Raw genomic sequence first — 13,817 nt, forward strand, 5'->3', positions numbered from 1 at the left:
GCGATCCGGACGGCCTCCCGGTGGACAAACGGCGAAAAGAGCCGCATACTCCCTGATCGCGGGCTAATCGCTCAGCTAAGGATAGACATACCTAACGCCGGTGGCGTACGTAAGGGGTCCCATGTCCATCGTCGCTCAACCGCGGCGTCGCGGTCGCACGCTGCTCGTCCTCGCCGCGGCGGCCTCCCTCGGCCTCGCGGCCGGCTGCTCCTCGGCCGGCGACTCCGGGGAGGCGGGCGACGGCGCCGCCTCCGAGGGCTACCCGATCACCGTCGAGCACGCCATGGGCGAGACCACGATCGAGTCGCGGCCGCAGACCGTCGTCGCGCTCGACACCAGCTACGTCGACGCCGCCGTCGCGCTGGAGCTGGACGTGGTCGGCCGCATCACCTACCGCGCCGTCGGAGAGGACATCCCGGACTACCTGGGCGAGGCGGGCGAGACCTACGCCGGCGACGCCACCATCGTCGGCACGCTGGAGGCCCCCGACCTCGCCACGATCGCGGAGCTGGAGCCCGACCTCATCGTCTCGGCCGAGGTCCGCCACGCCGACATCTACGACCAGCTGAGCGCGATCGCCCCCACGGTGTTCTCCGAGAGCACGGGGTCCAGCTGGAAGGACAACATCCGGATGCTGGCCGAGGCCACCGGGCGCGAGGAGCTCGCCGAGCAGCGGATCGGCGCGTACGAGGAGCGCGCCGCCGAACTGGGCGAGGCCATCAACGAGAGGTTCGACGGCGAACCGCCCACCATCTCCATCGTCCGTTTCGCCGGCGAGCCGACCGTCCGGCTGTACTCGTCCGCCTCCTTCCCCGGCATCGTGCAGGCCGACGTGGGACTGCCCCGGTCGCCGGACGCGCCGGACGACACCGAGAACATCGCGGTGGACCTCAGCGAGGAGCAGATCCTCGACCTCGACGCGGACCACATCTTCGTCAGCACGTGGAACGACGACACCGGCGCGGCCGAGGAGCAGGCGGAGCGGTTCACCTCCAACCCGTTGTGGGACCAGCTCGAAGGCGAGCGGCACGACGTCCCCGACGTCACCTGGTTCACGTCGGTGAGCCTCCAGGGTGCCGAGGCGATGCTCGACGACATGGCCGAGACCTTCGACGTCCAGACGGGCTGACGGTGCGGATGTAGCTGGCGCCGCTCGGGGTCTGACCCTTCGACTGACTGACGCTCCGGCTGTCCCGCGGTTGAATCGTCGACCTTCCGAGCGGCGCCCTCATGTACGCGGCCGGCCGGACGCATGGGGCCTCATAGCAGCCCGAAACGGCGTCCCGCCGGGCTGGGGCCCGGCGGGACGGTCGTCGAGTGCGGTGCGGGTTCCGCGCCCGGGTCAGCAGGGACGCAGCGAGGACGCCTTGTCGTTCTCCCACGACGTCACGTTCACCCGGAAGCCGGGGCGCATGTCGTGGACCTCGCCGCGGAAGTCGGCGTCGAAGTACCAGCAGTAGCGCTGGCCGGAGTCGTTGGCCCACGACGACATCTGGTCGTTGAAGCCGATGTCCCCGAGGAACCTGATCTGGGTTCCGGCGCGGAAGCCGTAGCCGCCGCCCTGGTAGTTGTAGTCGCGGAACAGGCACACGTAACCGCTCGGGCACCACGTCTGGCCCGCAGGAATGCTGATGATGGGATCCTGCGGAGCGACCACGGCATGGGCGGTGCCCACTCCGGCGGGGGCGAGGGCGGCGACAGCGGCCAGGAGGGCTGCAAGACGAAGCTTCAACACAACCTCTTTCAGCGCGGGGGTGGTCGGCTGACCACCCATTACCACGTAGTGTGGCACCTCGGTCACCCTCCGCGCTGAGTTTTCGCCGGGTAGGAGGAAACTTCTGAGCAGGGCGGATCATCGACGCGATGCTGCGCTCCGACCTCGTCGCCCCCCGCAAACAGCGCCACACCGTCAAGCGGATCTTCGCCCGTCTCGTCGACGAGCACCAGGCCCACGACGTCTCCTACGGGATCGTGCGCCGCTCCGTCGTCGATCGGCGACCGCAGATCCGCGTCGAGGCCGGCCGCGGCCCGGTCGAGGTGTTCATCTCCCAGACCCACCGGCCCGGCGCGGAGGCCGAGGGGGACTTCGGCGACGTCACGGCGCGCCTGAACGGCGAACAGGTGACGTGCTCCTTGTTCAGCCTGCGCCTGTCGTATTCGGGAAAGGCCGTCTCCCGCCCGCGCCGCGATGGTCGGCCCTGCCCGAGGTCTGGCGTCGGGGATGGGGCGGTTCAGGTGCGGATGCCGGTGGCGCGCTTGATCACCGTGTCGAAGGCGCGGTCGGGCAGGATGCCGCGCAGCCGGATCAGGGGCTTGGCGCCGAAGCCGACGGCATAGCGGGTCCGCGGCCGGCGGGCGGTGACGGCCCTGGCGATCGCGTCGGCGATCACCGAGGGCGGCGAACTGCGCCGTGCGGTGGCCTCGGAGCCGAGTGAGGAGGCCACCGCGTCGGCTTGGTCGGCGTAGGGGCCGCTGCCGGAGGTCGTCTTCAGGTGGTCGGCGGCGATGGAGCCCCACTCGGTCGCGATCCCGCCCGGCTCGATCACGACCACGTCGATGCCGAAGGGCGCGACCTCCAGGCGCAGGCAGTCGCTGAGGGCTTCCAGGGCGAACTTGGTGCCGTGGTACCAGCCGCCCAGGGGTGTGTGGAGCCTGCCGCCCATGGAGGAGATGTTGATGATCCTTCCGCTGCGCTGGGCGCGCATGTGCGGCAGCGCGAGCTGGGCCAGGCGCAGGGCGCCGAACACGTTGACGTCGAACTGACGGCGGGCCTCGTCCTGGGGCACGTCCTCGATGGCGCCGTAGGAGCCGTAGCCGGCGTTGTTGACGAGCACGTCGATCCGGCCGGTCTCGGCGATGATGCGGTCGATCCCGGCCTGCGTGGACTGCTCGTCGGCGACGTCCATGGCCAGCGGCCGGATGCCGTCATGCGCCAGTTGCTCCAGGCGGCCGGAGCGGCGGGCGGCGCCGTAGACGGTGTAGCCGAGCGCGTGCAGTTTGCGGGCGGTGGCCTCGCCGATGCCGGATGAGGCGCCGGTGACGAGGGCGGTCTTGTCGGTCATGTGGTGTCGTGTCCTCACGTAAGATGAACCGCAGTTCACTATTTATAATGAACTCTGGTTCATGTTTGTGCAAGTCGACACTCACCCACTGGAGGAGGACCGGCATGTCCGACACCCGCCCGCCCCGCGCCGATGCGGTCCGCAACCGGAAGAAGATCATCGCCGCCGCGCGTGAGCAGATCACGCTGCACGGGCCCGATGTCGGCATGGACGAGATCGCCGCCACGGCAGGAGTGGCGGTGGGGACCCTCTACCGGCACTTCCCCAACAAAACCGACCTGGTCGCCGCCATCGTCGCCGAATACGTCGCACGGGTCGCCGAGGACGCCGAGGCCGCCTGCGAGCGCGTCAACTCAGGCGCCCGCGCGCTGGAGGAGATCACCGGGTTCCTCGCCCGTGTCATCGAGTCCACCGCCAGCAACCACGCCGCCAAGGCCGCAGCCCGCGCCCTCGGCGCCGATCTCGGCGACACCAGCGCCGAAGACCGCAGCGGCGCGGCACTCGCCCGGATCATCCAGGCCGGGCAGGCCGACGGCGACATCCACCCCGACGTCACCGTCAGCGACCTCTACCTGCTCTTCTCCTCGATCCCGACCGACCGCTCACCCGCCGCCCGAGGACGCTGGCTGACCCTAGTCCTGCCCGGCCTGACCACCCGCCCCCGGGCCATCGACAGCTGAACAACGAGGTCGACAGGGTTCCGTTGCTCGTGTACTCGCCATGCCTGGCGAGGGCTGGCCTACGCCGACCCGCGGACTCGTGGCCGGCGGCGTTCCGGGCGCGCGACCACCTGTCCGGCCACCGCCGAGGTGGCGCTTCGCCGCACTGTCGCGGCGCGTTCCGGGGCGAGGCGCGGCCACGGGGCAGCCGCCCCACGTGGTCGGTGGCGTGCGCCGCCAGCCATATTCCGGTCATGATGTCACGAGACACCCCGGCGACGTGGCAGCGCTCGCACCGAGGCGGTCCAGCAGCCGCCGCTGCCCCTGCCCGGGTCGGCCAGCGAGTGGAGCCGACCGGCCCGGGCGGCCTGCCGTGGCCGCGGGTGGCGAAGCCCGGACCCAGCCGTGCGGCGTCCGGTTCTCGGGGCACCGCTCGGGTCGTCGGTAACGATCCGAACACACGCGCCGGCCCTCGCAGCCGGCCGGAATAGGCGTGCACCCGGACCGTGTTCGCAACGATCATGTCGGACTGGAACCTGAGAGAGACCTTCCCCAGCGAGAGCGGCGTCGTACGCTGGGACCGCTTCGGACAGGGCGATCCGGTGGTGCTGCTGCACGGCACCCCCTTCTCCTCGGTGGTGTGGCGCGACGTCGCGCGCGGGCTGGCGGCCGACCACGAGGTGTTCGTGTGGGACATGCCCGGCTACGGGACATCGGAGAAGCGCCCCGACCAGGACATCTCACTGGCCGCGCAGGGCCGCGTCTTCGCCGACCTGCTGCGGCACTGGGAGCTGGACGCCCCGGCGGTGATCGCCCACGACTTCGGCGGCGCGGTGGCGCTGCGCGCGCACCTGCTGCACGGCGCGGCCTACCGGCGGCTCGCCCTGGTCGACGTGGTCGCCCTGTCTCCGTGGGGGTCGCCGTTCTTCCGGCTGGTGGCGGCCAACGCCAACGCCGACGTCTTCGCCGCGCTGCCGCCGCACCTGCACGAGGCGCTGGTCACGGCCTACATCGCCTCGGCCGCGCACACCGAGCTCGCCCCCGCCGCGCTGGCCGAACTGCGCGCCCCGTGGCTCGGCCCCGAGGGGCAGCCCGCCTTCTACCGGCAGATCGCGCAGGCCGACCAGCGCTACACGGACGAGGTCGAGCCCCGTTACGGCGACATCGACATCCCGGTGCTCGTCTGCTGGGGCACCGACGACACCTGGGTCCCCCCGGAGAAGGGCCGCGACCTCGCCGCCCGCATTCCCGGCGCCCGCCTGCGCCCGCTCGCCGGTGCCGGCCACCTGGTCCAGTTCGACGCACCAGCCCAGCTCACAGCGGCGCTCACCGGATTCCTGGCGGAGTCCGACTGACCCCGCGGCGCTGAGCCGGCGGCCCACTGCGGACGCGCGAGCGGAAACAGCGGCGCCGCCTCTCCGCATCCCGCTCGACGGCTTCGCAGTCCAAAAGGCATCGCCTGGATCCGTCGCTCACCCGCCCGTGGCGCTGCCGGACGGTTCCTCATCGCCCCTAGAGGGTTGGCAACGCGTCGCGGGTGGTGAGGTAGCGCAGCTCGGGCCGTTCCTCATCAGCCCTGGAGGGCTCGCAACATCATCGCTTGCGCCTCTTCGTCGTTGAGGTCGTGCTCCTTATTGCCCTGGAGAGTTTGCAACACGCCCTGAGTTTGCCTCCGCAGTCGGTCGAGCCGCTGTCGAGCTGCTGTTCCTCATTCCCCCCGGGGGCTCGCAACTAGCCGGGGCAGTGCAGGCGGGTGCGACGGTAGCCGGGAGAGCCCCCGGCGGCGGACGCGCTCCGTGTTCGCCGCTAGCCGCCCGGCACCCCGGGTGCCGGGACGCCGGATCCGCATGAGGACGGCCCGGCCGCTGGTCGGCTGCCGTCAGCGCCTCCGCGAAGCGAACGGCCCGCGCGGCTCAGGCGTGCAGGACCACGGCGAGCCCCTGCCCGACTCCGATGCACAGTGCCGCCAGCCCCCAGCCGCCGCCGCGGCGGTGCAGCTCGTGGGCGAGGGTGCCCAGCAGACGGGCCCCCGAGGCGCCCAGGGGGTGGCCGATGGCGATCGCGCCGCCGTGGGGGTTGACGATCGCGGGGTCGAGCTCCGGCCACAGCCGCAGGCAGGCCAGCGCCTGCGCGGCGAACGCCTCGTTGAGCTCCACCACGGCGAGGTCGGACCAGCCGATCCCCGCGCGGCGCAGCGCGGTCTCCGCCGCCTCGACCGGGCCGATCCCGAACCGGTCCGGCGGCACCGCGGCCACCCCCCGGCTGACGATCCGCGCCAGCGGCTCCCGCCCGCTGTCCCGCGCACCGGCCGCGTCGCCGATGAGCAGCGCGGCGGCGCCGTCATTCAGCGGCGAAGCGTTGCCCGCGGTGATGGTGCCGTCCGGGCGGAAGGCCGGCTTCAACCGGGAAAGCTTCTCCAGCGAGGTGGCTCGGATGCTCTCGTCGCGCTCCAGCTCCACCCCGGGCACCGGCACGACCTCGTCGTCGAACACCCCCTTCGCCCAGGCGTCGGCCGCGTTGGTGTGGCTGCGCAGCGCGAACTCGTCCTGCTCGTCGCGGCCGACGCCGTGCAGCTCGGCCACCTGCTCGGTGCTCTCGCCGAGCGACACGGTCCACTCCGCGGGCATCGCGGGGTTGACCATCCGCCAGCCCAGCGTGGTCGAGTGCAGCGTCTCAGGCCCGGCCGGGAACGCGCCCGCGGGCTTGGGAAGCACCCACGGCGCGCGGCTCATGGATTCCACACCCCCGGCCACGACCAGCGACGCGTCCCCCACGGCGACCGCCCGGTTCGCGGAGATCACCGCCTCCAGCCCGGAGCCGCACAGCCGGTTGACCGTGGCGCCGGGGACCGTGACGGGCAGGCCGGCGAGCAGTGCGGCCATGCGGGCCACGTTCCGGTTGTCCTCGCCGGCGCCGTTGGCGTCGCCGAGGTAGACGTCGTCCACGCGCGCGGGATCGAGGTCGGGGGCGCGCTCGACCAGCGCCCGGACGGCGTGCGCGGCGAGGTCGTCGGGCCGGACGCCCGAGAGCGCGCCGCCGTAGCGGCCGAACGGCGTGCGGACCGCGTCGAGGACGAACACGTCGGTCATACGGGCTTCCCTTCGTGGCGGACCGGGACTGTGTGGCGGCGTGGTGGTCGGGGCGCGGTGGACGGTGCGGCGCGGCCGGCCGTCGTCGGTCACCTACCCGTGAGCGAGCGCAGTACCGCCAGCTCGTCGGCGGTGGGCTCCGGCGTGGTGGCGAGCTCGGGGGAGACCGCGAGCTCCCAGCCGGTGGCCGCGCGCACCTCCTCGGGCTCCACCCCCGGATGGACACTGACCAACGTCAGCTCGCAGGTGCGGGGATCGGGCTCCAGCACACCGAGGTCGGTGATGACCCGGGAGGGGCCGCCGCCGCGCAGGCCCAGCCGCTCCCGCTCCCCGGGGCCCTTGCCGTAGCCGACCGAGGTCACGAAGTCGACCGCCGCCACGAAGGTGCGCCGGCTCTGCCGGACGACGACCACCACCTCGCGGCAGGACGCCGCGATCTCGGGGGCGCCGCCGGCGCCGGGCAGCCGGACCCGCGGGGCGTCGTAGTCGCCGACCACGGTGGTGTTGATGTTGGCGAACCGGTCGATCTGCGCGGCGCCGAGGAACCCCACGTCGATCCGGCCGGGCTGCAGCCAGTAGTTGAAGACCTCCGGGACGGAGACGACGGTGTCCGCGGTCTCGGCGAGCACCCCGTCCCCGATGGAGAGCGGCAGCGTGTCCGGTCTGGCCCCGAGCGTGCCGGACTCGTAGACCAGCCACAGGTTGGGCGCGTGCGTGCGGCGCGCCAGGTTGGCGGCGGTGCTGGGTAGGCCGATGCCGACGAAGCACGCCATGCCGTCGGCGAGCGCGCGGGCGGCGGTCACCGTCATGACCTCGTCGGAGGAGTAGCCGCGCGTGCTCATCGGGCGGCGTCACCGCCTTGTGCGGCCGCGGCGCGGCCGAACACCTCGCGCTCCAGCCAGCGGCCGAACGCCGCGCGGTCGCGGCTGATCGGGTCCCACGCCTGGTAGGCGTCGTTGTCGCGGCTGTAGTACCCGTGCGCGTACGACGGCGCGGCCCCGCCCGGCACCCGTGCCACGGCGGTCACGACCCGGGACGGCAGCAGGACTTGGCCGGGGACCGGCTCCAGCTCGTCGACGACCTCCTCGACGGTCACCAGTGAGCGCCGCGCCGCGAGGACGGCCTCCTTCTGCACCCCGGTGATGCCCCACATCTGTACGTTCCCGCGCCGGTCGGCGCGCTGGGCGTGCACGATCGTCACGTCCGGGTTGAGGGCCGGGACGGCGGTCAGCTGCTCGCCGGTGAACGGGCAGGTGATGGCCGCGATGTTCGCCGTCCGCCCGACGAGGTCGGTGCCGGTGTAGCCGCGCAGCACCGCGAACGGCAGGCCGGAGGCGCCCGCGACGTAGCGGTTGGCCATCCCGGCGTGGCTGTGCTCCTCGATCTCCAGCGGTGCCGGCCACGCGTTCTGCACCGCGTCCCGGAACCGGTGCAGCGAGCCCACGCCCGGATTGCCACCCCAGGAGAACACGAGCCGCGTGGCGCTTCCGGCGCCGATGAGCTGGTCGTAGACGATGTCGGGGGTCATCCGCACGAGCGTGAGGCCGCGACGTCGCTGCCGGATGATCTCGTGCCCGGCGGCCACCGGGATGAGGTGGGTGAAACCCTCCAGCGCGACCGTGTCCCCGTCATGGACGAGCTCGCGGACGCCCTCCTCCAGGGAGACGATCATGGGGCGGCGTCCCTGTTCGTATCGCGAATGCATGTTCTCGAAGCGAACACCATGCGCCCGACCGTAACCCGGGGTGTGGCCCCGGTCAAGGGGCGGGGAAGCGGGGAGTGGGGTGGCGGCGGTCGAGACCGGCGGCGGTTCTGGGGTGTGCTGGGTGTGCCGCGCGTGTCGGTCCGCCGCATCTTGGGGGTGCGAGGTGTGGAGCGGCACCGGGTACGGCATCATGGCGGGGTGCTGGTCTCGCTGTTCGGCGCCACGAGTGGATTTCGTTTTGGTAACACCCTTGCTCCGCCCCAGGTCGCAAAGGGTGCGCCCCACGTGCGTGGGGATGAACCGGCCGCCGGGGTGCGTCCGCTGCGCAGCAGGATGTGCGCCCCACGTGCGTGGGGATGAACCCCCGCTCCGCCTCGACACGCTGGCGGCGGGTCAGTGCGCCCCACGTGCGTGGGGATGAACCGACGCCGGGCCGGGTGCCGTGCACGATGTCGGCGTGCGCCCCACGTGCGTGGGGATGAACCCTGGTCGTATGTCTGGTAGATCCGCAGGCCGCGCGCCCCATATGTGGGGATGAACCGCCCGCGCGCTTGAGCGGCACACCTTCCTCGGCTAATACGCCCCCGCCGGACCGGCGTGCCCCCCGGTCCCGGTCAGACACGATCGTGGAATCCGTCCCCCGTGCGAGCTACGCGCAGGTGTCCACCGCAAGGTGACGATCTCGGGCCGCTGGCTCCGTAGCGTTCTCGCTGCCGCGGCGCTCCGGTCGCGGATCCGGCGGAGGAGTCTTCATGAGGCTGGTCTGGCAATTCGCGGCCGTCGCGGCGGTCGCCTTCCTCGGCGGTCAAGGGGTCATGGCCGTGCAGGGAGACCCGTGGCTCACGCTGGCCATCGGCCTGCTGACGGCGGTGGTCTCCGTGCCCGTCTACCGGTGGGTGGTGCGGCGGACCGAGCGTCGCCCGGTCACGGAGCTGGCCGGAAGGGGCGCCGTTACCGCGACCGGCCTGGGGACCCTGATCGGCGTCGCGGTATTCGCGGCCGTCATCGTGAACATCGCCTTCCTCGGGGGCTACCAGGTCCACGGCCTGGGCTCGGTCACGGGCGTGGTGGGGCTGCTCGGCTTCATGGCCGCCGCCGCCGTGACGGAGGAACTGATGTGGCGCGGCGTCCTGTTCCGGATCATCGAGCAGCGCACCGGGACGTGGATCGCCCTGGCGCTGACCGGCCTGGTGTTCGGCCTGTCGCACCTGCTCAACCCGCATGCCAGCCTGTGGGGCGCCATCGCCATCGCGATCGAGGCCGGCGGCATGCTCACCGCCGCCTACGTCGCCACCCGCAGCCTGTGGCTGCCGATCGGCCTGCACTTCGGCTGGAACTTCGCCGCGTCCGCCATCTTCAGCACCGAGGTCTCGGGCAACGACACCGCGCAGGGGCTGCTGGACGCCACGATGTCGGGTCCGGTGCTGCTCACCGGTGGCGAGTTCGGCCCGGAGGGAAGTCTGTACTCGATCGTGTTCTGCGTGCTGGCCACGATCGTGTTCATGTGGCTGGCCCGCCGACGCGGCCGTCTGGTCCCCCGTCGCCGGCGCGGCAGCCGGACCGCCGCCACTACACTTCCCCGGTGATGAACCTTCGGCGGCTCCCGGAACTGTGGCGCCGACTCGACGTCACGGTCCGGGATCTCCCGTTCGGGCTGCTGCTCCTCGTCGGTTCGTTCGTGCCGGCGTTCCACAACTACGGGACCCAGCTCGGCGGCCTGCCGGACCGCCCCTTCGACGCGCTGGCCGTCGCGGCGGTCGCCCTCCAGAGCCTCCCGCTCGCCGTGCGCCGCCGGTGGCCGGCCGTCTGCCTGGCCCTGGCCTCGCTCGGCCTGGCCCTCGACCAGCTCCGCGGCTACCACTCGCTCGCGGGCACCGGGCTGGCCTTCGCGGTGCTGAGCGCGGGGGCGCACCTGGAATGGCACCGGCGCGCCATGGCGCTCCTGTTCTCCGCGGCGTACGTGCCGCTGGCGGTCGCGCTGCACCGACTCGGCACGGAGCCGGTGGGGGAGTTCGTGCTCTACTACCTCGCGCTGGTCCTCGTGTGGTGCATTGGAGCGTGGCTGCGCTCCACCCGGATGGCGGATGCCGAACGCCGCCGCCGCGTCGCCGAGGAGACACGTGCCGCCGAACGCGCCCGCATCGCCCGGGAGCTGCACGACGTCGTGACCCACCACGTGACGGCGATGGTCGTGCAGGCCGAGGCGGCCCGGTATCTGACCGCGGTGCCGGATCGCCTCGACGAGAGCCTGACCGCGGTGACCGACACCGGCCGGCGCGCCATCACCGACCTGCGGCACCTGCTCGACGTGCTCAACCCCGACCACGGCACCGGGGCCAGGACACCGCCGGTCGGCCGCCTCCTCACGCTCGTGGAGCAGGCGCGCCGGGCCGGGCAGCCAGTGGAGTTCGCCGAGGAGGGCACCCCCGCGGAGTCGACCGGCAGCGCGGACCTCGTGGCCTACCGGGTCGTACAGGAGGCACTGACGAACGCCCTGAAGTACGCCAACGGAAGCCGCACGTCGATCCGGGTGGACCACGGCGAGCGGGACATCACCGTGGAGGTCGGTACGGACGGTTCCGCCTCGCGGACCGGATTCCCCGAGGGCAGTGGACGAGGGCTCGCCGGCCTCCGGGAACGGGTGGACGTCCTGGGCGGCGACTTCAGCGCGGGCCCGCGCGGGGACGGCGGCTTCGTCGTGCGGGCCCGCATCCCCGCTGGGAGGCCCGTGTGACCGCACCGATCCGCGTCCTCATCTGCGACGACCAGATGCTGGTCCGCACGGGGCTGGTGACGATCGTCGGTGCTCAGCCCGACCTCGACGTGGTGGGCGAGTGCGGGGACGGCCAGACCGCGGTCGACCTCGCCGGCCGGCTGCGTCCGGACGTCGTGGTGATGGACGTGCGCATGCCGGTGCTGGACGGCATCGAGGCCACCCGCCGGCTGGCCGGGGCCGGGGTGGCGCACCCGGTCAAGGTGCTCGTGGTGACGACGTTCAACCTGGACGAGTACGTCTACGAGGCGCTGCGCGCGGGGGCGAGCGGGTTCCTGCTCAAGGACGCGCCGCCAGCCCAGTTGCTGCACGGCATCCGGACCGTGGCCATGGGATCGGCCCTGCTGGACCCCGAGGTGACGCGCCAGCTCGTCGGCAGGTACGCCGCCCGGATCCGGCCCGCCGAGGACACCCCGCCGGAGGTCCCGCTGACCCCCCGCGAACTGGAGGTGCTCCGCCTCATCGCGGACGGCCTCTCCAACAGCGAGATCGCCGGGACCCTCGTGATCAGCCAGGAGACCGTCAAGACCTTCGTCTCCCGGATCCTCGCCAAACTCGGACTGCGCGACCGCGTCCAGGCCGTCGTCTACGCCTTCCGCCACGGCCTGGTGACCTGACGGCCCGGGCGGGAGCACCGGGCGCGGGCGGCGACAGGCATCCGCCCCCGGAGAGGGACCCGTCCGGCCTCATTCATTGCCGACGGGCGGGCCCGGGGAGGCCGGGGCGGTCTCGGTGTCGAGGAGGCCGGCCGGCGGCGCGTGTACCGCCGCGCACAAGGCGTCCGGGCTGAGGCGGGGGAACGCCTCCCGGCTCGCGGCGCGGTGCGGCACCGGGCGCGGCGTGCTCAGCGTCCGCTCACCCGTGCGGGACAGCCGGCTACCGTCCCAGCGCCGTCCCGCCGCCCGCCCGGGTGCAGAGCTCCAGGTCCGCCTCGATGCGGGCCGTGGTCGCGAGCAGCGGCGGCAGCAGGTCCCGTCGGATGTCCTCCACGGACGTCCGGCTGGCGTGCGCCGACACGTTGGCCGCGGCGACGACGCGGCCCTCGCGGTCCCGGATGGGCGCGGCCACCGACCGCAGGCCCTCCTCCAGTTCCTGGTCCACGATGGCCCAGCCCTGGGCGCGGACGCGGTCGATCTCCGCGCGCAGCCGTGCCGGGGACGTGATCGTGTGCGGGGTGAGCGGCCTGGCCTCCAGCCGCTCCAGGTACGCGGCGAGCTCGGCCGGGTCCCGGCCCGCCAGCAGCACCCGGCCCATCGAGGTGGCGTGCGCGGGGAAGCGGGTGCCGACGTTGATCGACACCGCCATGATCCGGGAGGTCGCCACCCGCGCGACGTAGACGACGTCGTCGCCGTCGAGCACCGACACCGACGACGACTCGCGCACCTCCGCCACCAGCCGTTCCAGGTGCGGCTGCGCCACCTCGGGAAGGCCCGCCGAGGCGAGGTAGGCGAAGCCCAGCTCCAGCACCCGCGGCGTCAGCGAGAACAGCCGTCCGTCGGTGCGTACGTAGCCGAGGTCGGCGAGCGTGAGCAGGAAGCGCCGCGCCGCCGCCCGGGTGAGCCCGGTCGCGCGGGCCACCTCGCTCAGCGTCATGGCCCGCGTGGCGGGGGAGAAGGCCCGGATCACGGAGAGGCCGCGCTCCAGGGACTGGACGAAGTGGTCGCCGCGCGGCGCGGCCGAGTCCGCGGACCGGCTCGCGCCGTTCGGTTCGGTGCTCATGGTGCTGTGCTCCCCGCCGGTGGTACCTGGCCGTTGGACCGTCCGCCCCGGCCCCTCGGAGCGGCGTGCGGCCGCAGCCGCGATGTTCCCATGGCGGACGCGCCGCGTGCAGCCGAACGCTGGCCGCGCGGGGCGGTCACCGGCACGCGGTCGGCGCCCGTCTCGTTGGTCAGGCGGTCCCATTATCCGGGGAACGCGCGGCGCGATGATCCCCGTCCGTCGCGTTCGCCTGCCGGAGGCATATCACTGCACCGCGGTCCGCCAACCCTGGTTCGGTCGGCGGACCCTCGATCGCCGAGCCGAGCCGAGCCAAGCCGAGCCGGGGCGCGGACCAGCCGGTTGTGGCGTCGCGGCGGGGTGAACGGCACGCCGAATGGTCACTGGCAGCGCCTAGCCTCGACCTGGTCCGGCATCAGCGAGTCGGCGACCAGGAAGGAATCGGCATGGCCACTCAGGAGGCGGCGCAGCCGTCGGAGTTCCCACCGGCGATCGGCCGGCCAGCGCACCGAGCGCTGGTCGCCCACGGCTACACGACATACGACCAGCTCACGAAGGTGACCTCCAAGGAGATCCTGAAGCTCCACGGGGTGGGGCCCAAGGCGATCCGGATCCTCGAAGCGGAACTCGCGGCGAAGGGGCTCGCCTTCGCCGCTCCGTGAGCGGGAGCCGCCCCCGACGTGGCGGCGGAACCGGACCCGCGTGGTCGACACGCGTCAGCGCCGCGCCGAAGGCTGGGCCGGAACATCGTCAGATGGACGTGGAGTGAGAAGGGGCCAGGGCCGGTCCGCGCACCCGGACCCGGCCCCCGTC

General features: G+C 72.8%; 14 protein-coding genes. 8 read left to right on the forward strand and 6 right to left on the reverse strand.

Features of this window, described 5'->3' with window-relative positions:
- The first annotated feature begins 121 nt into the window (after window positions 1–121).
- Window positions 122–1,129: an ABC transporter substrate-binding protein gene (locus tag DEF28_RS03995; protein WP_114396513.1), complete on the forward strand. Its 1,008-nt coding sequence runs from the start codon at window positions 122–124 to the stop codon at window positions 1,127–1,129.
- 213 nt (window positions 1,130–1,342) lie between these two features.
- Here DEF28_RS03995 and DEF28_RS04000 read toward each other — a convergent pair whose 3' ends face one another.
- A complete protein-coding gene (locus tag DEF28_RS04000) occupies window positions 1,343–1,732 on the reverse strand; it encodes a peptidase inhibitor family I36 protein (RefSeq protein WP_158562761.1) in 390 nt (129 codons plus the stop codon).
- A 131-nt stretch (window positions 1,733–1,863) separates the two neighbouring features.
- Here DEF28_RS04000 and DEF28_RS04005 point away from each other — a divergent pair, with 131 nt between their 5' ends.
- Complete coding sequence (locus DEF28_RS04005) at window positions 1,864–2,337, forward strand: hypothetical protein (RefSeq protein WP_114396515.1); 474 nt, start codon at window positions 1,864–1,866, stop codon at window positions 2,335–2,337.
- Here the strand turns inward: DEF28_RS04005 and DEF28_RS04010 are convergent.
- Window positions 2,232–3,062, reverse strand: coding sequence for an oxidoreductase (locus tag DEF28_RS04010; RefSeq protein ID WP_114396516.1), 831 nt, complete (start codon window positions 3,060–3,062; stop codon window positions 2,232–2,234). The two genes, DEF28_RS04005 and DEF28_RS04010, sit on opposite strands and share 106 nt — an antisense overlap.
- Before the next feature lie 104 nt (window positions 3,063–3,166).
- On the opposite strand from DEF28_RS04010, the gene DEF28_RS04015 reads away from it, so the two are divergent.
- Window positions 3,167–3,742 (forward strand): TetR/AcrR family transcriptional regulator, encoded by a 576-nt coding sequence (locus DEF28_RS04015; RefSeq protein WP_114396517.1) that lies wholly within the window; start codon window positions 3,167–3,169, stop codon window positions 3,740–3,742.
- A gap of 500 nt (window positions 3,743–4,242) precedes the next feature.
- Window positions 4,243–5,076, forward strand: a complete 834-nt coding sequence (locus tag DEF28_RS04020) for an alpha/beta fold hydrolase (RefSeq protein WP_114396518.1) — start codon at window positions 4,243–4,245, stop codon at window positions 5,074–5,076.
- 558 nt (window positions 5,077–5,634) lie between these two features.
- Here DEF28_RS04020 and DEF28_RS04025 read toward each other — a convergent pair.
- From DEF28_RS04025 to DEF28_RS04035, 3 genes are all read right to left on the reverse strand, one after another.
- Window positions 5,635–6,810, reverse strand: coding sequence for a thiolase family protein (locus DEF28_RS04025; protein WP_114396519.1), 1,176 nt, complete (start codon window positions 6,808–6,810; stop codon window positions 5,635–5,637).
- An 89-nt stretch (window positions 6,811–6,899) separates the two neighbouring features.
- A complete protein-coding gene (locus DEF28_RS04030; RefSeq protein WP_114396520.1) occupies window positions 6,900–7,652 on the reverse strand; it encodes a CoA-transferase subunit beta in 753 nt (250 codons plus the stop codon).
- The gene (locus DEF28_RS04035) at window positions 7,649–8,482 is read right to left on the reverse strand and encodes a CoA transferase subunit A (protein ID WP_114433358.1); all 834 of its coding nucleotides are present in this window, start codon (window positions 8,480–8,482) and stop codon (window positions 7,649–7,651) included. The genes DEF28_RS04030 and DEF28_RS04035 overlap by 4 nt, the downstream gene beginning before the upstream one ends.
- Before the next feature lie 785 nt (window positions 8,483–9,267).
- On the opposite strand from DEF28_RS04035, the gene DEF28_RS04040 reads away from it, so the two are divergent.
- From DEF28_RS04040 to DEF28_RS04050, 3 genes are read left to right on the forward strand one after another with little or no spacing between them, the layout of a single operon-like run.
- Window positions 9,268–10,101: a CPBP family intramembrane glutamic endopeptidase gene (locus DEF28_RS04040; RefSeq protein WP_114396522.1), complete on the forward strand. Its 834-nt coding sequence runs from the start codon at window positions 9,268–9,270 to the stop codon at window positions 10,099–10,101.
- Window positions 10,098–11,249, forward strand: coding sequence for a sensor histidine kinase (locus DEF28_RS04045; RefSeq protein WP_114396523.1), 1,152 nt, complete (start codon window positions 10,098–10,100; stop codon window positions 11,247–11,249). Before DEF28_RS04040 ends, DEF28_RS04045 begins: the two co-directional genes overlap by 4 nt.
- Window positions 11,246–11,905, forward strand: coding sequence for a response regulator (locus DEF28_RS04050; protein WP_114396524.1), 660 nt, complete (start codon window positions 11,246–11,248; stop codon window positions 11,903–11,905). Before DEF28_RS04045 ends, DEF28_RS04050 begins: the two co-directional genes overlap by 4 nt.
- Before the next feature lie 259 nt (window positions 11,906–12,164).
- Here DEF28_RS04050 and DEF28_RS04055 read toward each other — a convergent pair whose 3' ends face one another.
- Window positions 12,165–13,007 carry an IclR family transcriptional regulator gene (locus DEF28_RS04055; protein WP_114396525.1) on the reverse strand — a complete coding sequence of 281 codons (843 nt, stop codon included), beginning with the start codon at window positions 13,005–13,007 and terminating at the stop codon, window positions 12,165–12,167.
- A gap of 443 nt (window positions 13,008–13,450) precedes the next feature.
- On the opposite strand from DEF28_RS04055, the gene DEF28_RS04060 reads away from it, so the two are divergent.
- Window positions 13,451–13,666, forward strand: a complete 216-nt coding sequence (locus DEF28_RS04060) for a helix-hairpin-helix domain-containing protein (RefSeq protein ID WP_114396526.1) — start codon at window positions 13,451–13,453, stop codon at window positions 13,664–13,666.
- The last annotated feature ends 151 nt before the right edge of the window (window positions 13,667–13,817 follow it).

Source organism: Marinitenerispora sediminis, assembly GCF_003336425.1.
Lineage (GTDB): Bacteria > Actinomycetota > Actinomycetes > Streptosporangiales > Streptosporangiaceae > Marinitenerispora > Marinitenerispora sediminis.